This is a genomic window from Enterococcus sp. DIV0240d (assembly GCF_051711245.1).
Taxonomy (GTDB): Bacteria; Bacillota; Bacilli; order Lactobacillales; family Enterococcaceae; genus Enterococcus_D; species Enterococcus_D casseliflavus.
Genome location: NZ_JBIOMG010000001.1, coordinates 3,089,912 through 3,110,863, shown reverse-complemented (window position 1 = coordinate 3,110,863; position 20,952 = coordinate 3,089,912). Strand labels below are relative to the sequence as shown.

The 20,952-nt window shown below is 42.9% G+C and carries 17 protein-coding genes; 14 read left to right on the top strand and 3 right to left on the bottom strand.

The window, feature by feature from the left end:
- Positions 1-47: 47 nt before the first annotated feature.
- Together IGJ25_RS14990 and IGJ25_RS14985 are read right to left on the bottom strand one after the other, a co-directional pair.
- Positions 48-1,844, bottom strand: a complete 1,797-nt coding sequence (locus tag IGJ25_RS14990) for a sensor histidine kinase (RefSeq protein WP_010749933.1) — start codon at positions 1,842-1,844, stop codon at positions 48-50.
- On the bottom strand, positions 1,841-2,446 hold the full coding sequence (locus IGJ25_RS14985; RefSeq protein WP_010749932.1) for a YesL family protein: 606 nt from the start codon (positions 2,444-2,446) through the stop codon (positions 1,841-1,843). The genes IGJ25_RS14990 and IGJ25_RS14985 overlap by 4 nt, the downstream gene beginning before the upstream one ends.
- A 234-nt stretch (positions 2,447-2,680) precedes the next feature.
- Here IGJ25_RS14985 and IGJ25_RS14980 point away from each other — a divergent pair, with 234 nt between their 5' ends.
- The 6 genes from IGJ25_RS14980 (at position 2,681) to IGJ25_RS14955 (ending at position 9,422) form a co-directional block, all read left to right on the top strand.
- Positions 2,681-3,622, top strand: a complete 942-nt coding sequence (locus IGJ25_RS14980; RefSeq protein ID WP_005228459.1) for an ABC transporter permease — start codon at positions 2,681-2,683, stop codon at positions 3,620-3,622.
- Between the two features lie 15 nt (positions 3,623-3,637).
- Positions 3,638-4,570 (top strand): carbohydrate ABC transporter permease, encoded by a 933-nt coding sequence (locus tag IGJ25_RS14975; RefSeq protein WP_005228460.1) that lies wholly within the window; start codon positions 3,638-3,640, stop codon positions 4,568-4,570.
- A 21-nt stretch (positions 4,571-4,591) separates the two neighbouring features.
- Positions 4,592-6,340, top strand: a complete 1,749-nt coding sequence (locus IGJ25_RS14970) for a hypothetical protein (protein ID WP_010749931.1) — start codon at positions 4,592-4,594, stop codon at positions 6,338-6,340.
- A gap of 142 nt (positions 6,341-6,482) precedes the next feature.
- A complete protein-coding gene (locus IGJ25_RS14965; RefSeq protein WP_010749930.1) occupies positions 6,483-7,139 on the top strand; it encodes an SGNH/GDSL hydrolase family protein in 657 nt (218 codons plus the stop codon).
- Positions 7,136-8,602 carry an alpha-L-fucosidase gene (locus IGJ25_RS14960; protein ID WP_005228463.1) on the top strand — a complete coding sequence of 489 codons (1,467 nt, stop codon included), beginning with the start codon at positions 7,136-7,138 and terminating at the stop codon, positions 8,600-8,602. Before IGJ25_RS14965 ends, IGJ25_RS14960 begins: the two co-directional genes overlap by 4 nt.
- 10 nt (positions 8,603-8,612) lie before the next feature.
- A complete protein-coding gene (locus tag IGJ25_RS14955; protein ID WP_010749929.1) occupies positions 8,613-9,422 on the top strand; it encodes an alpha/beta hydrolase in 810 nt (269 codons plus the stop codon).
- Between the two features lie 82 nt (positions 9,423-9,504).
- Here the strand turns inward: IGJ25_RS14955 and IGJ25_RS14950 are convergent, their stop codons facing one another.
- Entirely contained in the window at positions 9,505-10,722 is a 1,218-nt protein-coding gene (locus IGJ25_RS14950) for an amidohydrolase family protein (protein ID WP_010749928.1), read from the bottom strand.
- 175 nt (positions 10,723-10,897) lie between these two features.
- On the opposite strand from IGJ25_RS14950, the gene IGJ25_RS14945 reads away from it, so the two are divergent.
- The 8 genes from IGJ25_RS14945 (at position 10,898) to guaD (ending at position 20,904) form a co-directional block, all read left to right on the top strand.
- Positions 10,898-13,048 (top strand): glycoside hydrolase family 65 protein, encoded by a 2,151-nt coding sequence (locus tag IGJ25_RS14945; protein ID WP_142962802.1) that lies wholly within the window; start codon positions 10,898-10,900, stop codon positions 13,046-13,048.
- A 164-nt stretch (positions 13,049-13,212) separates the two neighbouring features.
- Positions 13,213-15,093 (top strand): BglG family transcription antiterminator, encoded by a 1,881-nt coding sequence (locus IGJ25_RS14940; RefSeq protein ID WP_010749925.1) that lies wholly within the window; start codon positions 13,213-13,215, stop codon positions 15,091-15,093.
- 3 nt (positions 15,094-15,096) lie between these two features.
- Complete coding sequence (locus IGJ25_RS14935; RefSeq protein ID WP_010749924.1) at positions 15,097-15,882, top strand: tyrosine-protein phosphatase; 786 nt, start codon at positions 15,097-15,099, stop codon at positions 15,880-15,882.
- 15 nt (positions 15,883-15,897) lie between these two features.
- On the top strand, positions 15,898-17,163 hold the full coding sequence (locus IGJ25_RS14930) for a PTS sugar transporter subunit IIC (protein ID WP_010749923.1): 1,266 nt from the start codon (positions 15,898-15,900) through the stop codon (positions 17,161-17,163).
- 28 nt (positions 17,164-17,191) lie between these two features.
- Positions 17,192-17,491 carry a PTS sugar transporter subunit IIB gene (locus IGJ25_RS14925; RefSeq protein ID WP_010749922.1) on the top strand — a complete coding sequence of 100 codons (300 nt, stop codon included), beginning with the start codon at positions 17,192-17,194 and terminating at the stop codon, positions 17,489-17,491.
- A 1-nt stretch (position 17,492) separates the two neighbouring features.
- A complete protein-coding gene (locus IGJ25_RS14920) occupies positions 17,493-17,834 on the top strand; it encodes a PTS lactose/cellobiose transporter subunit IIA (protein ID WP_225000604.1) in 342 nt (113 codons plus the stop codon).
- Between the two features lie 156 nt (positions 17,835-17,990).
- On the top strand, positions 17,991-19,331 hold the full coding sequence (locus IGJ25_RS14915) for a hypothetical protein (RefSeq protein WP_225000603.1): 1,341 nt from the start codon (positions 17,991-17,993) through the stop codon (positions 19,329-19,331).
- A 217-nt stretch (positions 19,332-19,548) separates the two neighbouring features.
- The gene (gene guaD / locus IGJ25_RS14910; protein WP_010749919.1) at positions 19,549-20,904 is read left to right on the top strand and encodes a guanine deaminase; all 1,356 of its coding nucleotides are present in this window, start codon (positions 19,549-19,551) and stop codon (positions 20,902-20,904) included.
- The last annotated feature ends 48 nt before the right edge of the window (positions 20,905-20,952 follow it).

Here is a 20,952-nt window from a genome sequence, read left to right as displayed (position 1 = left end):
CCCCCCTTCGATTTCTGAAACAGGAATCGAAGGGGGGCTTTGCTGTTTTAGTGAGGAGAAGATGAATCTTGGCTTAGATCGTGGATCCGCAAGGTGACTTGTGTGCCGCTGCCCAACACACTCTCGATCGTCAAGCCGTATTCAGGTCCATAAAACATTTTGACCCTATGATTGACGTTGGCTAGCCCAATGTTCTTTTTGGCATGGGTGGAGGGCGTCTTGATTTTTTGCTGCAAGTGTTCGAGTTTTTCTGGCGGTATCCCGCTGCCGTTGTCTTGTACCACGATCACCAGATCATGGCCGTCTTTGGTGATCGTCAAACGGACAAACCCTGGATAGGTGATGCCTTCCAAACCATGGGAGATGGCATTTTCCACCAATGGTTGAATCAGGAGGGGCAATATTTGGACTTCTTTTTGGTCGATCTCATTGGAGACTGAATAGGAAAAGTTGACTCGATCGCCAAAGCGCATCCGCTGGATCTTGACATACACGTGAACCGCATCTAAGGACTCTTCTAAACTCGTTCGCTTGGTTCCGTGGGCTTCTAGCGTATAGCGCATCGATTTTGCCAGTAACTTGATGGCATAAACGACGTCAGAATTGCCAGAAGTCAGCGCCATCATACGAATCGTTTCTAATGTATTGAACAAGAAGTGGGGGTTGATCTGCCCCGCTAAGATATTAAATTCCATTTGCTGCTGCTGAGTCAACAGCTCTTGCTGTGCCAAACGTGAACGGTAGATCTCTTCTTCTTTTTTCTTGATTCGTTGAATGATCTTGTGGAAATCAAGAGAGATCTGTGAAATCTCGTCTTCGCCGCTGATATTTTGAAAGAAATCATAATCCTCGATCGAGGCAAAGTAGACCGCCTGCTGCAGTTGAGAGATTCGTTTAGTAAAGAATCGAGCAAAGAGAAAGACGATGATGAAAGTAGTGATCAAAATCACCAAAACGATCGTGCTCCACCGGATCAGATTGGTGCGTAGATTGCTGTAGGCATTGGTATCCGCACTATAAATCGTGATGATGTCTTCTTTGTTACTCATGGGTAAGGTGCTTTTGGTGAGCATCACCTTGGTACCATCATTTTTTAAAAAGGCAGCACTCGATTGCGGCTCAGAAAGAGCTGTCAGCTGTCCCGGTTCCCCAACTTGATTGATTTTGTCGCTATAAAAGATGACATCATCATTTAACTGTAATTCCAATTCATAGGATGAATTACGAAGTCGGTTGCTGAGATAATTGTAATCGACTTGGATCTCCAAAACGGCTGTTTCTTTTGATAAAGGCAAAGGTAACGTTTTATAAAGACTCAAACGATTTGCTTTGTAATCCTCTGGCATCGTCATCAAAAAAGCATCGGGTTGCTTGAGCGCTCGTTGGTACCAGGCGGTCGCTTGAATCGTGTCATCTGCCTGTTGAAAATATTTATAGTTCGGAATGGTTTGATTCGTCGTATAGATAGTTAATTTCGCAATCGAGGTTTGAAGATTTCTGATCTCATCTAGCTGATCATAGCTATTGATGTCCACAATCGCTTCTTGATCGTCAAGGTAATTGGCAGTTAAAAGTTGACGTAGATGGGTATCGTTTGATAAGGAACTCGCCGTGTTGGTCAGCGTGTTTGTTGTATCAAAAAGAACAGATTTGACACGCTGAGCATTCAACTCTGCCAAGTGTTGGTAATTGCCTGTCAGCTGTTTGGTTGAATCGTAGACCAATAAGAGACCTATAGTCACTGTGGATAAAAAAACAACAGGTAGATAAAGAATGAACAATTGTCGCCGAATGGAAAACTGACTCAGACGACGAAAAAGTGAGAGATGACTGATTCTTTTCATGCTTGTTGATTACGAAAGATAGAAAGCAACAGGAACGAACTACAATAAATAACAAAAGAAAAGCCGAAAATCAACAAGAGAAATTTAAACAACGGAAATAAAACAACAAAACAAAACGCAGCGATAGGAATAAGTGCGAGAGCTAACGAACGGACAGGGTCCGCGATCGGTAACAGAAACGCATTTTTTAGTGTTTGCCTAAAACTGTTTTCATAACGTCCAATTAAGGCAAGGCAATAGACTAACACAATAAACAGATAAATAGCTGTAACAATTAGAACGAAAGCAAAAATACTGGCAAGAATGGTTTTTGAGGAAAACCAAAACAAGCTACTATACAGTAGTGCTACCATGGGGAGCCCAAGAAGGAGAAAACTACCGGTGGCTTTCATAAAGTTTGCTCGTAGCGCTCGCACATAGCCTACGATCAATTCACCACGCTCCTCATCCGCATAACGAATCGTCACTTCATAAAGGGCAGCTGTCGCAGCACCAATCGTAATAATTGGCAAACAGCTAATGATATATAGTAAATTTAACAATGTAAATTGTGAAAAAACGGTGGTTATTTTGTACAGTTGACCATCAGGATTGTACTTCATTTTTATCCCTCCAAAATTGATATATTCCTATAGTACTCGCAAAAAACAAATTTTGAAAGCCTTACCATTCGAGCGGTTTCTAGCGAAAACATTGATAGATCAACGTTCTTTATAAATAAAAGAAAAATGAAGTCTAAAATGTACGGATTGACCTCTATTTTTCACAGGTGGCAAATAAGCATTCAGGTGCTAGTATTAAAAATGTAAAAGCGGTTACAAAAAAGGGGGAGGAAAATGGAAAGTAAACTAAGCAGTGTCCCAAGAAAAAATAAGCGGGTGACACGAGAAGGGAAGATTTTGTTTTTATGTATCGTTCCCTTTCTGATTCTCGTGTTTTTGTTCTCTTATTTTCCTTTGCACGGATGGATTTATTCACTTTATGATTACAAACCAGCATTAGGTTTAGCGCGCAGCGAGTTCGTAGGCTTCAAATGGTTTCGACTTCTTGTCTCTAGTCCAACACAAGTGGATCAGATCGTACAAGTAATGAAAAACACCTTTGCCATGAGTTTTTTAGGGATCGCCACTTCGATCCTACCAGTAGGCTTCGCCATTTTACTGAACGAAATCAAGTGCAAATGGTTTAAAAATTTGGTCCAAACGCTGACCACGCTGCCGAATTTTATCAGTTGGGTTTTGGTGTATACGATCGCCTTTAGCTTGTTTTCTTCAACAGGGCTGGTAAACACGCTGCTGCAAGAATGGGGCTTCGTTACCGATCCAGTCAAATTTTTGGATAGCGGCAATCATACGTGGCTGATGATGTGTCTTTGGAATATTTGGAAAGGCTTGGGCTGGGGTGCAATCATGTATCTTGCAGGCATTTCAGGAATTGACCCCGAATTGTATGAATCGGCACGAATCGATGGGGCGAATCGTTTCCACCTGATGCGTCATATCACACTACCTGCTTTGATGCCGACGTTCCTTGTGATGTTGATGCTGTCTATCGCCAACTTGCTGAATAACGGAATGGATCAGTACTTTGTCTTCCAAAATGCATTCAATCGAAATACGATCCAAGTCCTCGATTTGTATGTCTACAATTTAGGGATGGGCGGAAATAGTCTATCGCTAGCGACCGCGATCAGTATGCTAAAAAGTGTCATTTCTGTTGCCTTGTTAGCCATCGTCAATATTGCTTCGAAAAAAATTCGGGGGACATCCATTATTTAGAAGAGGAGGATATCAATGGAACTATCGATTAGTGAAAAGAAAAAGGCGAAAAAAGTACGCAAACGTGAAAACCTGACGTTTAGTATCCTCAACTATACCTTTTTCTTTCTGATTACGTTAATTTGCGCGTATCCCTTTTATTACTTGATCATTAATTCAATCAGTAATAATGAGTTGAGTGCGTTAGGCCAAATTCGCTTTTTTCCACAAGAGATCCATTTTGAAAACTATAGTCAAGTGTTACAGCTAAAAGGATTGCCTCTAGCCGCAACGGTTTCGGTGGCTAGAACGGTGATTGGTACCGCCGCGACTGTCTTAGCTTCAGCCTTCTTAGGCTTCATGTTTACCCAAGAAAAAATGTGGAAACGAAAATTTTGGTATCGCTTTGTCGTGATTACAATGTATTTCAATGCAGGGTTGATTCCATTATTCATCACGATGAAGACATTAGGTTTAACGAATAACTTTTGGGTCTATATTTTGCCTGCTGTCGTTCAGCCCTTTAATATCATCTTGGTGAAAACCTATATTGAGTCGATCCCCAAATCATTGCAAGAAGCAGCTGAAATGGATGGAGCTGGCATCATTCAAGTATTCTTTCGGGTAATTTTACCCAACTGTACGCCGATTTTAGCAACAGTAGCGATTTTCTCGGCAGTGGGTCAATGGAATTCCTTCCAGGATACATTGATTTACATTACGGATCAAAGTCTCTACTCCTTGCAATACCTTCTTTACACGTATATCAATCAAGCCAATTCGTTGGCACAAATGGTCAAAAATACCTCGGGATCACTTTCTAGCATCGCTTCAGCAGCAACAACGCAGACGCCGACGTCGATCCGCATGACCGTTTCAGTCATTGTTGTTTTACCAATCATGTTCATTTATCCGCTATTCCAGAAGTATTTTGTTAAAGGAATTATGTTGGGTGCGGTGAAAGGCTAATAAAAAGAAAGAGGGAAGAAAATGAAAAAAATGTCCAAATATGTAACAACAGGTTTGTTAGGCATGACATTGCTAGGTAGTTTAGCCGGCTGTGGAGGAGCGGCTGAATCTGAGACAGACGCTGCTTCCAGCGAAAGTGGCTACGATGAAACGATCACGATCGATGTCTATAATGGGCTAGCCAACTATATGGGGATGCAAGAAGGTTGGTTTGCCAAAATCGTGCGGGATAAATTCAATATGGAATTGAACATCATCGCACCAAACGTTGCTGGAAACGGTGATACCCTTTATCAAACGAGAACAGCAGCAGGCGATTTGGGTGATTTGATCATTGTTGATAATGGCCAACAATACAACGAATTGGTTGAAGCAGGTTTGTTGACCGATGCGAGCGAGTATTATGAAACTATGGAAAACGTTCAGCGCTTCGATGCGGCTGTTCAAAATCTAAACAAAGATGCCGATGGGCTGTATGGCTTTCCAACTTCTGTTTCTACCTTAAAAGCCACCGATCCTTCAGAAGGATTAGACCCTACATTTGGTGCTTACGTGCGTTGGGATCTTTATGGGGAGCAAGGATATCCAGAAATCGGTACATTGGAAGACCTGCTTCCTGTGATTCAAAAAATGCAAGAAGACAATCCAACAACAGATTCTGGCAAAAAAGTTTATGGGTTTTCTCTATTCAGCGATTGGGACGGCAACATGATGAATGCAGGCAAACAGCTTGTCACCTACTATGGGTACGATGAATCAGGATTTGTCTTGGCAAAAGCCGATGGATCTGATTATCAAAGCATTCTCGATAGTGACTCTGAATATATTCGTGCACTTAAGTTTTACTTCGAAGCCAATCAAATGGGCTTAGTTGACCCAGAATCAACGACGCAAAATTACGATACACTTTTTGCAAAATTCCAAGAAGGACAAGTGTTATTCTCATGGTGGCCTTGGTTAGGTCAAGCGGCCTTTAATACGACCACGAACTTGACTGAAGGAAAAGGCTTTATGTTGGCACCGATCCAAGACCAAAAAATCTTCTCTTATGGTGCGGAAGTATACGGGGGCAAACAATTTATCGGGATCGGTTCTAATGCCGAAGACCCAGAACGAATCGCAGCCTTCATTGACTGGCTCTACTCATCAGAAGGTGTGTTAGCAAATTCTTCTCAAACAAGCGGCAGTAGTGGTCCAGAAGGGTTGACTTGGGAAATGAAAGACGGCGAGCCTGTCTTAACTGAGTTCGGAAAACAAGCATTGCTAGATGGTGATGGGGATGTGCCAGAAGAATACGGTGGCGGAAGTTACAAAGATGGCGTATCTGCACTCAACGTCAATACGGTATTACCGATCGATGTCAATCCTGATACAGGCTTCCCTTATGCTTATACGATGTGGGAAAGCTACCAAAATGAAACAACCGATCCTGTAAAAGAAGATTGGTCAAAAAATATGGGTGGTGCAGAATCCACCATTGGCTATTTAGAGGAGAACGACCAATTGTTAGTTGCCCCTGGTGCCAGCTATGTAGCGCCAGAAGATAGTTCAGAGATCTCTACGTTGCGTAACCAAGCCAAAGCGACGATCATCGAGTACTCTTGGCGAATGGTTTTTGCCAAAGATGAAGCAGAATTTGATCAATTGCTAAAAGAAATGCAAGAAACAGCAGATGGTCTTGGCTATCAAACCGTTTTGGAATTTGACATGAACAATGCAAAAGATCAAAACGAAAAACGGATAGAAGTAGCGAAAGAATTTGGGGACTAATCAAAAACAAACAAAGAATCGCTCGAGTGATTTGCCAACGGTTCCTTGGCAAAAGTGAGTATACAGCCTTTGGATAAGCAATCACTTAAGAAGATTGATCCAGCACCAGCGGATCAGTCTTCTTTCTTTAAGGAGGAAAACAATGATAGTGGATAAAAAAGATCGTTTGCTTTTTATGGGGGATTCGATCACAGATAGCAATCGAAATTATCAAGCGATACCCGCAGGTTGGTCTTCATGGGGGGACGGCTATGTTCATCTGATCAACGCCTATACCACAGCATTACTCCCGCAAATGGAATTAATGATCGTCAACCGGGGTGTCAGTGGGGATACGGTTGTCGATTTGAAGAAGCGCTGGAAGGATGATGTGTTGGCATTTCATCCAGATTGGGTAACGATCATGATCGGTGTGAATGATGTGTGGCGGCATTTTGATGGAACCTTTGCTCAAACGGAACTAGTGGGGATCGAGAGATTTGAATCAGAGCTGCGTGATTTGATCGAGCAGACCTTGCCAAATGTCAAAGGGATGATTCTTTTGAGCCCGTTTATGGTTGAAGCCAACAAAGAAGATCCATTAAGAAAAATGCTTGCCAATTACCAACAAGTGCTTGCCAAAGTAGCGCAAGAGTATGGTATCCTTTTAGGGGATACGCAGGAAAAGTTTGATGATTTTTTGCTTTATCAATCATCCTATGTCTTAAGCAGTGATCGCGTGCACCCCTCGACTGCAGGACATGTGTTGATTGCAAAAACATGGCTGGAAACAGTCGGTATTTTGGAGGAAAAACAATGATCACAGTAGAAACGATCCAGCAAGTCGCACATCAAGGCCCCTTTTTTCCAAATTGGCAGTCATTGGGCGCTTTTGTTCTACCGGAATGGTTCCGCAAAGCAAAATTTGGGGTCTTCATTCATTGGGGACTGTACAGTGTTCCAGCCTTTCACAATGAATGGTATTCAAGAAATATGTACATCAAAGGCCATCCAGAATACGATCACCATATTGAAACCTATGGTCCACAAAAAAACTTTGGCTACAAAGACTTTATTCCGATGTTTACCGCAGATAAATTTGATGCAAATGAATGGATTCGCTTGATTAAACAAGCCGGTGCCAACTATCTTTTTCCCGTTGCAGAACATCACGACGGGTTTCAGATGTATAAAAGCGAACTGTCTGAATGGAATGCGTCAGTTATGGGGCCGAAAAAAGATATTCTTGGGGAACTAAAAGAAGCAGCAGAGGAGCAAGGCCTGCATTTTTGTACCTCATCTCATCGTGCCGAACATTGGTTTTTTATGGGACACGGTAAGGATTTTGACAGTGATATCAAGGAGCCGTTGGCAAAAGGCGACTTTTACTGGCCAGCGATGCCAGAGCCAGACCATGAAAGTCTCTTTAGCGAGCCATACCCGTCAAAAGAATTTTTAGATGATTGGCTGCTTAGAACCTGTGAACTCGTCGACAACTATCAACCAGAGCTGCTGTATTTTGATTGGTGGATCCAACATGAAGCCTTCAAGGAGCATTTGCAACTTTTCGCTGCTTACTATTACAATCGTGGGGCTGAATGGGGCAAACAAGTTGGTATTTGCTACAAGCACGATGCCATGATGTTTGGTAGCGGTATCGTGGAGATTGAACGGGGGAAATTTGCCGAACCACAACCTTTTTACTGGCAAACAGACACAGCAATCGCTCGTAATTCATGGTGCTATACCACGACATTGGATTATAAAACAACACGTGAGATTTTACAGGATTTGATCGAAGTCGTCAGTAAAAACGGCAATCTCCTTTTGAATATCGGGCCGAAAGGGGATGGTTCGATCCCAGAAAAAGATCAAGCGATCTTAAAAGAAATCGGTGCGTGGCTGGATGTAAATGGTGAAGCCATTTATGAAGCGAAACCATGGCGCAAAGCAGGGGAAGGGCCCACGACCGTAGTTTCGGGCCAATTTCAAGAAGCACAGGCGACGACATACACGAGCCAGGATTTCCGCTTTACGGTTCAGGGGGATTCGTTGTATGCGATTGGCATGGCAAGTCCTGAGAATGGACACGCAAGGATCCAAGCACTGGCACAATCCAAAGACCAAAATTTGCCAGAATTTCACGGCATCATCAAAACCGTCACGATTCTAGGATACGAAGAACAGCCTGTTGATTGGCAAGTGACCGATGAAGGCTTGCAACTAACTTTTGAACCAATTGAAACCGACCAACCAATTGTCTATAAAATTACAATGAAATGAGGCGCAACCCGTGATACATGAAAAAAGATCTGCACTTTTACCAGAAAGCCAAGCAAGTTTAACTACCTATGTCATCGAAAATTCTCCTGAAATGGAACCAGATCGTGTCCGACCAGCGGTCATCATCTGTCCTGGCGGCGGCTATGAAATGTTGTCGGATCGAGAAGCGGAACCTATCGCCATCAAAATGATGAGCTTTGGTTTCCAAGCCTTTGTGTTGCATTATAGTATCAAACCGGCTGTCTATCCGTTAGCCTTAAAGGAATTGGCTGCTGCCGTTCGTCTTGTCCGCACCAATCATGACACCTGGCACGTCGATCCTGAAAAAATCATCGTTGCTGGTTTTTCAGCTGGTGGCCATTTAGCTGCTAACTTGGGTGTGTCTTGGCAGCAACCTTTTCTAGCAGAGGCTTTACAAGGAGCCAATGAAGAATGGCGGCCTAACGGGTTACTGTTGAGCTACCCGGTATTATCTAGTGGAGAACTTGGGCATCAAGATTCCTTCCGTTCATTATTAGCAGATCGCTACGAAACAGAAAAAGCCGCCTTGTCTTTAGAGACTTTAGTCAATGAACAGACACCACCAACGTTTCTTTGGCATACGTTAGAAGATGGATTAGTCTTGGCGGAAAACAGCCTCCTTTTTGCCGAACAGCTGCGCAAATTTAATATACCTTATGAGCTACACATTTTCCCTCGGGGCGGTCACGGGTTAAGTTTAGGAACGCCAGAAACCGCCAACAGCGATCAACACGGGATCGAAGCGTCGGTTGTCCGTTGGCCAGAATTATTTGCTGATTGGGTAAAATGGAATTTTTGAGAAACGTTTAATGATCGAAAGAAACAAGCCATTGTCTGCTGAGTTCAGACAATGGCTTTTCTTTTCGTTGTTATCAGATAGTTTATTCAGCTGAAAAGACAACCGTTCCTTGATAAAAACTTTTGCTGACGAAGCCTTTGCGGGCGACAAATTCTGCCGTACAAGCAGCTGGTGTCAGCAAGAAATCAGCCGAATCACCAACCTTAGGCCATTGCTGCGCACCGTTTTTATCTAATGGCACTTTGCCATCAGTAACCAGACCTAGGGCTTGCGTCAAGTCTTCCTGACTTTTGACAGCAAAAATCTCTAAATAGCGCGCCAGCTTTTCTTGTAAAGAACCGTCGCCAAGAGAAGACCAAGAATCATAGACATTGTCGCAACCGATATGAACAGCCACGCCATAACTTTGCAATTCCTTCAGCGGCGGGATCGTTCCTAGGCTGATGGGAATACTTGAAATGATGTGGATCTCTAAGTCTGCTAAGGCTTGAAAGATTTCTTTGCGTTCTTCTCCCTCAAAGTCATTTAGACCAAAGGCGTGACTGATCGCCACTTTTCCTTGCATATTGAATTCCTTTGTCAAACGAATCATTTCTTTAACGGTCGCTCTGCCAGCTTCTTGCCGATCATGAAGATGGAGGTCAATACCGACATGCCCTTTTTGAGCAAGTTCAAAAGTTGTCCGTAAGGAAGTTTTATAATCTTGATCGAGTGTATAAGGATCAACACCGCCAATATAAGAAGCTTTGCCCGTTGCTAAGGCTTCTTCAATCAAAGAAGCTGCATTTGAGCGCAATAAGCCATGTTGTGGGAATAAGACCAACTCCGAGCCAAAAGGTTGTTCGGCGACTAATTCAGTGATCGCATCAAAATAACGCAGCTGAGTCATTGGTTCAATATCGATATGTGAGCGGAACATCACCGCACCGTGAGGTAGTTCTAAATCAATCAGCGCTTGTCCGCGTTCTTTGATCGATAACGGTAAGGCATCTAATTGGGGAATCTCAGTTTCAAATCGTTCCACCAAGCTAGCTGCTGGCGTTACTGGACGCCAAGGAGTACCTAATTTACTTTTGTCCAAATGACAATGTTTTTCGATCAATCCTGGCAACAATAACTGATTTTCCCCATCAATGATCGTCGCTCCGCTTGCTGCCTGCCATTCGGACATCGGCACGATCTCCGCTATTTTTCCATCATTGATCCCGATTGCTGTATTTTCTGTTTTGGTTCCATAAGACCAGTCGCCTTCTTTTAAATAACTCGTCTCAAGTTGTACATTTGTAAGCCATAAATCCAAGAAATCGCCTTCTTTCGTGTTTGCTTCATGGTATCATACATTCGCTGCTCGGCTCTAAAGAGATGCTTGTGGCAAAAGGACTAAGAGCTGAGCCTTGCAATCATTGGCTAGAAGTGTAGGATAGAAACTAAGTGAAGATAACGAGGAATAAACCAAAAGACTTGGAGGATAAAGGATGAAGAAAAACGACTTTCTATTGACAGCTGATGAGCTGTCCCATCAGAAAATGGAGTATCTAGAAACATTGTTCGCTTTAGGAAATGGGCAAATCGGCGTCCGTGCAGGGCATCCTTTGAAGGTCAATCAACTGTATCCAGGAAATCCTGGGGCGTTTGTCAACGGCTTTTTTGACAGCGAGCCGATTCAGTATGGCGAATGGGCTTATGGGTATGCAAAAGAACATCAAACGATTTGCAAATTGCCAAACTTGCGTGGAGTTATTTTGAAAATCGGCGAGGAGGATTCTTCGGTTGAGGAATGGCAAGTCGAACGAACGCAAATGAGTCTTGCATTAGCTGACGGGATTCTGACGGAAAGTTATCGGATCACTACTCCGACCGGAAAGTCTTTTGAGTTGGGGTTAACTTCGTTTGCGTCAATGACGCGTAGTGAACTCTATGTTTGCCGCTATGAAGTGATAACAGCCGATTTTTCAGAACCGATCGAACTATCCCACACATTAAATCAGCAATTCTCTGTCAATAAAACAGATGATCCTCGAGTTGCCAGTAAGAATCATCAATTGGAAAAAGAACAAATGGGCGCATACCAAGTATGGACAGCACCAAATAGTCAAAAGCAAATCGCTATTCGGCTGCATCAAGAAAAGCAGTATTTGACAGTTGGAGAACCGTCAACTTCGATTTTTCAGGTCAAATTGCTGCAAAGGTCTGGTGAGACACCATTTGAGCAGAAAGTCGACGAGTTTTCTGTCTTATCAAAAGAACAAGCGGATTACTATCGATCTTTCTGGCAAGCCAGCGATATTCAAATCGTGGGGGATGACTATTTGCAAAAAGGGATCCGTTTCAATTTGTTTCATTTGAACCAAGGTGCAGGGCGTGATGGGAAAACGAATTTCGCCGCAAAAGGGCTGACGGGTGAAGGATATGAAGGACATTATTTTTGGGATACAGAAATGTATCTACTGCCTTTCTTCATTTATACGAACCCCGAGATAGCCAAAAGCTTGCTTTCCTATCGTGCAAGTATTTTGCCGCAAGCCAAAAAACGAGCAAAAGAATTGAATCAAGCTGGGGCATTGTTTGCTTGGCGTACGATTGACGGTAATGAAACGAGTGCCTATTATCCAGCAGGTACAGCACAACTGCATATCAATGCCGATATCGTTTATGGTTTTCAATTATATGAACGTATCACGGGTGATCAACCCTTTATTGAAGAAATTGGTAAAGAAGTCGTTTTTGAAACAGCGAAATTCTGGTTTCATTATGGCACGTTTGTTGTAAAAGAAGGACAAGAGCGGTTTTGTATTCATGGAGTGACAGGACCAGACGAATACAGCGCTTTGGTAAACAACAATTTTTATACAAACAAAATGGTACAAAATAACTTACGCTATGCGGTCGAATTGGCCAAACGATACCATGTCTATCAAGAATTGATTGCCGATTGGGAAAAAGCAGCTGACTTGATGTACTTCGGTTACGATGAAGAGCGGCAGCTAACGAAACAAGATGATTCCTTCTTAGATCAAGCGCTGTGGCCATTTGAGGAAACACCTGCTGAGAATTATCCGCTTCTGCTTCACTATCATCCAATGATCATTTATAAGTATCAAGTATGCAAGCAAGCAGATACTGTTTTAGCAGAGATGCTGTTTACCCATGAATTTTCAGCAGATCAATTAACAAGAGACTATGACTATTATGAGCAGGTGACGACCCATGACTCCTCGTTGTCTCGTTCCATCTTTAGTGTGATGGCTAGCCGAATCGGCGACACTGAAAAAGCGTATCGCTACTTCATGGATACCGCACTGATGGATCTCAATGATTTGCAAAAGAATGTTGTAGACGGTGTTCATGCTGCCAATATGGGCGGCAGCTGGTTGAGTTTGATTTATGGTTTTGCTGGTCTGACCTATGATCGCGGACTTCACTTGGCGAATCATTTGCCACAGAAAATCGAATCACTGACATTTACGATCACTTATCAGCAAGAAGCAATCAGAGTGAAGCTTCAAGGGGGAGAAATCGAATGCCGGTTGCTGCCTGACAGCAAGTTGCGTATTGTCAAAGAGGGGCATGGACTTTGGATTCAGCAACACACCACGACTATCGATGCCTATCCACAAGAAGACTGATCAATCGGATAGAACCAGAACCGCCGCAAGGATTTTCGCCTGCGGCGGTTTTTTTTGACTCGTTCCATAAATCTTCTTGTAGAAATTTCCCTTAATGAAAGGGAAGATATACCTATGGAGGTTGCTTGAGTTTGACTCTAAACTAGTAAGCGAGGGAGAGAGAGATGGAAAAATTAAGCCTATTGTTGTTAAGAACACTTTCGAAGCATGACGGTTTTATGACGAGTAAAGCGGCTGCTGCCGAGTTGGGTGTTAGCAGGAAAACCGTTCGCCGTTATGCAGAAGAAATCAACCAGCATCAAGAACGATACGGTTGTATGATCCAAGCGAAAAAAGGGAGTGGGTTGTATTTACAAATAACGAACGAAGAAGCTTTTCAGCGAAGGAAAGAACAAGCGTCACACAATGACGACTTTGTTTCTAGAATTATTGAATTCTTTATTCAAGAAGAAACGTATATTAAGTCCGAAATGCTTTGCGAACGCTTATTCATTTCTCAGAGTAAGCTATCTCAAGAATTGAAAAAGCTGCGACGTATACTAAGCCATTACCAGCTCTCCATTCAAACGAAGCCGTATTACGGAATGAAACTTAGCGGCAGCGAATTTGACTTGAGACGGTTTATGGCTAGTAATTATTTGCAAAGAACCCATATCAAGCAGTTAGAAGAGGGCACAATCAGCGAAGATACACCGTCGCTTCTTCATCAGCAGATAAAAGCGATCGTTTCGTCGGAGTTTTCGCAAAAAGCCTACCCCATGTCGGAGGCTATTTTGAACAATCTGGTGAATCATTTAGCGATCGCTGTCTTACGCATGCAAAGCGGCCGCTACTTGGATCGAAATCTGCCAATCAGCGGCAGGACCAATGATGAACAGACGTTACTAGGAGAGCGAATCATAGCCAGAATTGAAAAAGAATGTGCTGTACACTTTACCGAATACGAGCGAAATTATGTTTTAGGGCAAATCGTTGGTAAACGAGTAGTCCCTAGAAATGAAAAGATGACTGTTTCAGATGAAGCAGCAGAATTGGTCAGCAAAATTTTAAAAGCGATCAAGGAAAGCCGCCAAATCGATTTCAGCAAAGACTTGGATCTGCAAACGATGTTGATGTTGCACTTTGCTCCGCTGATCGATCGGATCGAATTGGGGATCGAGCTGAAAAATCCTTTGTTGAATGAGGTGAAGGTACACTGTAATGTCGCTTATGATTTAGCCATCATTGCCGGTCAAGTCATTGCAAAGCAATTTGAAAAGACCATCAGTGATCATGAACTCAGCTATTTGGCGATGCACTTTGATGTGGCTTTAAATAAGAAAAATTCGCAAACACAGCGCAAGTATATTTTAGTGGTCAATGACCTAGGCCGAGCGGCCAATACCTTCCTTAAAGAGAAATTTGAGTTTTATTTTCGCAATTATATCAAGAAAGTCACGGTATGCAATCAATATGAATTTTTGCAAATGATCGAAGAGCAGGAGTTCGATTTCATCTTTTCTTCGATTCCGCTTCCTTACGAAGGAACGATTCCTGTTATGAATGTTGATTATTTTATGCAACCGGATATGATCAAAAAGATCGAAACCGCATTGGCCGCTGTCTTCACAGAAGAAGTGCTTTTGAACTACTTTAAGGAATCATTATTCATCTGTGAACAAGAATTTGAAACAAAAGAAGCGGTATTGCATTTTTTATGCCAACAAATCAAAGAACAGTATTCAATGCCTGAGAATTTTGAAACATTAGTTTTTGAACGAGAAGCCTTTTTTGGAACCGATTTCTTACCGTCGGTCGCTTTCCCTCATCCCAATGCACTGATTGGTTCAGAAACGGTGATTGCTGTTGCAAACTTGAAAAAGCCAGTGTTCTGGTACAAACAGTCGGTTCGTCTCGTTTTCTTATTAGTGATTGCTGAACAAGATCACTTAAAAGTGAAACCGCTGAATGATCATTTGATCAAACAATGTTCTTCGTTGGATAAAGTTAACAAACTAGCTGCAACAACGGACTTTATGTCGTTCATTAATTATTTAAAGGAGTAGTATATGACAAATGAAAAAGTAACCTTAGAAGGTGCATATAATTTTCGCGATTTTGGCGGCTGTCGGACCAAAGAGGGAAAATATGTGGTGACTGGAAAACTATACCGCTCAGACGAATTGAGCAAATTGACAGAAGCCGATCAGAAAAAATTAGCAGCTCTGGGAATCGAGAAAATTATTGACTACCGTAATGCCCAAGAAAGAGTAGACAATGAAGACAAACCCATTGGGAATGCTCAGGTGCTTTATTTGACACCGATTGCTGATATTGCTGCTTTAGCTTCTTCAGAAGAAGGGGAGCCAATGGCGCTTTCTGCAGAAGAAATCACCGCCGAAGTTGCAAAAGAATTGATGATTCGGCAAAATCATGAATTTGTTGAAAACAGTCAATGCAAGACCGTTTTTAAAGAAGTATTGGACATTCATTTGGAAGCTGAAGGTGCAGTGGTTCAGCACTGCCGTGGTGGCAAAGACCGCACCGGTTATGGGGTTGCCCTGATTCAGTTACTGTTGGGTGTCAGTTATGAAGAGGTCATGGAAGATTATCTGCTGACCAACGAGTACAAAAGAGAGAAAAATACCAAGAGTCTCAAGCAGATACAAGAAGAAACGAACAACCCCGATTTTGTGGCAGCAATGCGATACTTCAAAGAAGCTGATCGGTGTTTTTTACAAACCGCTTTGGATTTGATTGAGGCTCATGGGGGGATTGAAACGTATGTAAAAGAAGAACTGGGTTTTTCACAGCAGAAAATCCAGCTGCTTAAAGATAAATACTTGCGGGATTAAGTGAAGGAGGACCTTATGAATACACTGAAAGATAAAATACTAGCTGCAGCCGTTCAAGTACAAAACAATATTTATATGAAAGCCATTGCCAATGCAATGATGGGCTTAATGCCCGTCATGATGATCAGTTCCATTGCTTCCTTGATCAATGCGATCGACATTGGGGCAACGCAACAGATAATGGAACAAATTGGTTTGAAAGCATTATTAACACAAGTCAACGCGATGACGATCGATGTCGTTTCCGTTTATGTCGCCTTTCTAGTTGGCTATAAATTAGCCGAACATTTAAATGCGGATCAACTAAATGCCGGTATCATGAGTTTGGTCTCATTTTTGATCTTGAGTCCGATTTCGACTTTAGAAGAAACTCGTACGATGGAGTTGTCGACCCTTGGCTCCGGTGGGATGTTTGTCGCCATGTTTGGTGGATTGTTGGGTGCCAGAATTTACATTTTATGTGTACAGAAGAATCTGATGATCAAAATGCCGGATTCGGTACCGCCGATCGTCAACAAATCCTTTGCAGCGATCGTGCCAGCAATTATTGTTTCAGCCATTATGGGCATCATCTACGTGGGCATGGCGGCAACCCCTTATGGCACGCTGACAGATATGATCTATACTTGGGTACAAGCTCCACTGACCTTGCTAGGAGCGAATATTCTTGCCTGCATGATCATTGTGGCTTTTATCGAATTTCTTTGGTTCTTTGGCATTCACGGAGTGTTGGCTGTTTATCCGATCTTGATGCTGGTCTTTTACCAACCAGGACTTGATAATCTGGCGGCGTACAGTGCCGGTCAAGCATTACCACATTTGTTTACGATTGGTTTTATTTTGAACAATCGCGGGGCTCGTTCATTTGCAGTCGCTTTACTGGCTATTTTTGGCTGCAAATCAGAGCAACTAAAAGCTGTTGGTAAAATTGGTTTGATCCCTTCCATGTTTGGTATTTCTGAGCCAATCAAATTTGGGATTCCTCAGGTGATGAATATCAGAATGCTGCTTCCCTTGATGTTAACACCGGCTGTTTCCGTGTTGTCAGCATATCTCTTAACAATTGTGGGCTTTTTGCCTTATCACAATGGAGTCAATATCCCAACTGGATTTCCGATTATTTTCGGTGGCTTCTTAGTGAATGGCTGGCAAGGAATCATTGCACAATTGATTCAATTTGTCTTATGTGTCCTCATCTATATCCCTTTTATGCGTCTGCAAGACAAAGCAGCACTAGCTGAAGAAAAGAATCTGCAAACCCAAGCGACAGTCGTTGAGTAACAAATAACGAGAAAATGGAGGAACAATGATGAAAAAAATAGTATTAGTTTGCGCTGGCGGCATGTCTACTGGTGTCTTAGTAAATAATATGAAAAAAGCAGCGCAAGAAAAAGGAGAAACGGTGGCGATCGATGCGTTCTCCATTGAATCAGTAACGACTGCAGCAAAAGATGCTGATTGCGTACTGTTAGGACCGCAAGTTTCATACCGATTAAATGAAGTTCAAGGTTTAGTTGCTTGTCCAGCAGCCAGTATCGACATGCGCACCTATGGCATGATGGATGGAAAAAAAGCATTGGAACAAGCACTTGAACTAATAGGAGAGTAGAATGGAAGAAAAAGAACAAATTTGTTTTCAGATTATTTCGCAAGCGGGTACGGCAAGAAGTTGCTTTTTTGAAAGTATTCAAAAAGGAAGAGAAGCCCAGAATCTGGCTGCACTGCAAGCAATCGAAAAAGGAAAAGAACATTATCATGAAGCCCATTTGGCACATCGGAAGTTAGTTCAACAAGAAGCCCAAGGGGAAAAAGTCTGGATGTCCTTACTATTAAGTCATGCGGAAGATCTTTTGATGAGCGCAGACATCATGAGTGAGCTTGCAAAAGAGTTTCAAGGGTTGTATGAAGAAATTCAGGCAATTAAGCAAACGATTCAGTCTACTGGCTCCTAACCGAAAATCGCAATAAGAAAAAGAAACGAAGTGTCAGTCCTTTGACAAAACACTTGGTTTCTTTTTGCTTAAATTTGGTACGCACGTTGACAGGATTGCTTGAAGGTGTAGGATAGAAGAAAGATGGAACCTTAAATCAAACCAAGGAGTCGGACGATGAAAGCTTTCAAATCCCATACCGCACTTTTGATCATCAGCAATACGATCACGATCATCCCATATCTTTGTTTTTTATCTTTGAGCAAAGAGCAGTCGCTAAGTGCAGCATTAGCCTTTGCGCTCTTTTATACCTTTCGCATGACAGGGGTCTTTTTCTTACAGACGCTTACGGCGCTTTTTGCACCATCGCTGTTAGCAGCAAGTGTCTTGATCGGCGGCGCCGGCGCATTGGTGGGTATCTTGAGCACTTGGTGGAGCGTGGCACTCTTGCCAGCTGCTGGTTTGTTGGGGATCAGTGCTTCTTGGCTGCCCCCAGCTGATCTGATGGTACGCCAAAAAGCCAAGCTCACTGAACAGCCGCTGAAAAATGATTGGAAGGAGGCGCTGTTCTTTCTTTTCGTTTTACTGTTTGCCTTACGGTTGCCTGATGACCTTCAAGGCGTTGGCCTATTTGGCAGTTATTTTGCACTCTTTGTGCTGGCAGGTAAGAGTAGTCAAACCTTCAACAACCTCCCAAAAAGACCGTTGATGCAGCGCAACCAGTTATTCAACAAGCAGTTTTTGTTGTATTTCTTTTTCTTTCTCTTACTGTTTGGCTTGCGATCAGCAAGGCTGATCAAGTCGAATGCCCTGTTTGAATGGGCGATTACTGGCTTCTTGTTTCTCTTTGCTTTGCTGCTGATCACTTTAACGAAACGCAGCCGCTTGTGGAAACAGCCACTTCATCTAAATGTGCTCACCTTCATTCGTGGGGTGATCGGAAACTTTCTTTTTCTTTTCGGCTCGGTGTATGTTACCGGTCGACTTGGAGCACAAGCGTTAAGCACGCACGTTTACTTACCATATGCACTGGGCCTTTTTGGCGCGATGTTTCTCGGAGGAAAACTCGCTCATCGTTTAGAAAAACAGCTGGTACCAACATATTTACTTGGGCTGATGGCAGGTGTTCTTCTGTTCAGCAGCGACACACTGATTCCAATAAGTTTATTCGTCATTAGCTTCTTTAATGCGGGATTGAATCAATGGCTTACGAAACAGTATTTGGCGGCAAAACCCGAAGCAATCGAGCAGCAGAGTTTAGCCAAGTATGCCACACAAAGCAAAGGGAGTCTGGTACATCAATTTCTTTTGATGACACTCCTGTTTGTCATTCTTCGTTTTGAACATCAGCCGCTGGCTTTCTTGTTTCAGCTATCAGGAACGACGGCAACGAATCAGACCTCAAGGATCCAAAGCTTTTTAGAGCCAGCAAAATGGGGCTCGATTGCAGGAGTACTCTGTTTGCTAGTAGGTGGACTGGTGGTATTTTATCGGCAACTAAAGAAAACAAAAGTATAAGCGTCGTTAACTGACACTGTCTTATTTCTAGACGGTGTCTTTTTTTGAAATCGCATAAAAACCGAACGTTCAGCGTTTTATCTTCCTTTATGATAGTGAATTTTATTGCACTATTTTCGAATAGCGTTAAAATAAGAACATCGTGTTAGTGAAAAAGGAACATTAAACGAACGGCTTTTTCCTGACAATGTCTTAGAGAACGGGGGAAATCAAACAAATGGCAACCATTCGCTATTTTAAAGGAGATGTTTTCCATACGCCAAGTGATGGAAAATTGGAGTATATAGAAGAAGCTTTGATTCAAGTCGATGACGCAGGGATCATCACGAAAGTCACTGCCAAAACAGATCAAGGGTATGAGGCAGAGCTGGCAAAAGCATCAGAGAATCTTCAGGCTTTATCTGAAGGCCAGTGCTTTTTACCAGGGTTTGTCGATCTGCATGTCCATGCACCGCAATGGCCGCAAGCAGGGATCGCGTTAGATGAACCGTTAAATGTCTGGTTAGATGAATGCACGTTTCCGCTGGAGGCAAAATATGCCGATCCAGCATTTGCCAAAGCTGTCTATCAGGATTTGGTGGCACAGTTGTTGGCAAGAGGAACGACAACGGTTCTTTATTTTGCAACGATCCATCTAGAAGCGAGTCTTCAATTGGCGAAGACTTGTGCCGCTCTTGGTCAACGGGGATTAGTCGGAAAAGTCGTTATGGACGATCCTCAAGCCAATCCTGCTTTTTATCGGGATGCGTCAACAGAAGAGGCATTAGCGGATACAGAACGTTTTATTCAAGAAGTACAAGCAATCGCAAAGACCGCACCTCAAGGCGTTTATCCTGTGGTCACTCCGCGATTTGTCCCCAGCTGTACCGATGAAGGCTTGGCAGGGTTAGGCGCATTGGCTCAAAAATATGATGTCCATGTTCAGACCCACTGCAGTGAAGGGCAATGGGAACATGACTTTGTCCAAGAACGATTTGGCAAAACGGATACCGAAGTGCTGCAAGATTTTGGCTTGTTGCGTGAAAAAGCAGTGATGGCTCATGGCAATTTCATCAGCCCAGCTGACGGCGCCCGTTTTGTCGAAACCGGCGCCGCAGTTGCGCACTGTCCCATTTCAAATGCCTACTTTGCCAATGGCGTGATCCCAATCAAGCGCTTGAAAGAACAAGGGGTCACGATTGGTTTAGGAACGGATATCTCCGGCGGTTTTTCACCGAGTTTGTATGACAACATCAAACAAGCTGTGATGTCTTCGAGAATGTTAGAAGATGGCGTGGATGTCACGCTTCCTCAAAACACACGAGGAGTAGCTGATTCTCGTATATCCGTGATCGATGCGTTCTCATTGGCGACAAAAGGCGGCGGTGAGGCACTGAGATTACCAGTAGGTGTCATCAAAGAAGGGTATGCGTTTGATGTGCAAGTGATCGATACGCGACAAAAAGAAAATCCTTTGCCTGACTTCGGTGTGTTTACTTCACCCGAAGCAAGATTACAAAAAATCCTGTACTTAGCAACGATGCAAAATATTCGCCAAGTCTGGGTCCAAGGAAAAAAAGTACACGAAAAATGAGGAGAATGAGACAGTGGAATCAACGAAAAACAAACATTTAACGATCGG

What these genes read in the sequence shown, in the direction of transcription:
- IGJ25_RS14985 (WP_010749932.1), bottom strand. Translation starts at nt 2,446, where the DNA reads ATGAAGTACAATCCTGATGGTCAACTGTACAAAATAACCACCGTTTTT.
- IGJ25_RS14915 (WP_225000603.1), top strand. Translation starts at nt 17,991, where the DNA reads ATGAAAGCTTTCAAATCCCATACCGCACTTTTGATCATCAGCAATACG.
- IGJ25_RS14990 (WP_010749933.1), bottom strand. Translation starts at nt 1,844, where the DNA reads ATGAAAAGAATCAGTCATCTCTCACTTTTTCGTCGTCTGAGTCAGTTT.
- IGJ25_RS14920 (WP_225000604.1), top strand. Translation starts at nt 17,493, where the DNA reads ATGGAAGAAAAAGAACAAATTTGTTTTCAGATTATTTCGCAAGCGGGT.
- IGJ25_RS14930 (WP_010749923.1), top strand. Translation starts at nt 15,898, where the DNA reads ATGAATACACTGAAAGATAAAATACTAGCTGCAGCCGTTCAAGTACAA.
- IGJ25_RS14925 (WP_010749922.1), top strand. Translation starts at nt 17,192, where the DNA reads ATGAAAAAAATAGTATTAGTTTGCGCTGGCGGCATGTCTACTGGTGTC.
- IGJ25_RS14940 (WP_010749925.1), top strand. Translation starts at nt 13,213, where the DNA reads ATGGAAAAATTAAGCCTATTGTTGTTAAGAACACTTTCGAAGCATGAC.
- IGJ25_RS14945 (WP_142962802.1), top strand. Translation starts at nt 10,898, where the DNA reads ATGAAGAAAAACGACTTTCTATTGACAGCTGATGAGCTGTCCCATCAG.
- IGJ25_RS14965 (WP_010749930.1), top strand. Translation starts at nt 6,483, where the DNA reads ATGATAGTGGATAAAAAAGATCGTTTGCTTTTTATGGGGGATTCGATC.
- IGJ25_RS14975 (WP_005228460.1), top strand. Translation starts at nt 3,638, where the DNA reads ATGGAACTATCGATTAGTGAAAAGAAAAAGGCGAAAAAAGTACGCAAA.
- IGJ25_RS14970 (WP_010749931.1), top strand. Translation starts at nt 4,592, where the DNA reads ATGAAAAAAATGTCCAAATATGTAACAACAGGTTTGTTAGGCATGACA.
- IGJ25_RS14980 (WP_005228459.1), top strand. Translation starts at nt 2,681, where the DNA reads ATGGAAAGTAAACTAAGCAGTGTCCCAAGAAAAAATAAGCGGGTGACA.
- IGJ25_RS14960 (WP_005228463.1), top strand. Translation starts at nt 7,136, where the DNA reads ATGATCACAGTAGAAACGATCCAGCAAGTCGCACATCAAGGCCCCTTT.
- IGJ25_RS14935 (WP_010749924.1), top strand. Translation starts at nt 15,097, where the DNA reads ATGACAAATGAAAAAGTAACCTTAGAAGGTGCATATAATTTTCGCGAT.
- guaD (WP_010749919.1), top strand. Translation starts at nt 19,549, where the DNA reads ATGGCAACCATTCGCTATTTTAAAGGAGATGTTTTCCATACGCCAAGT.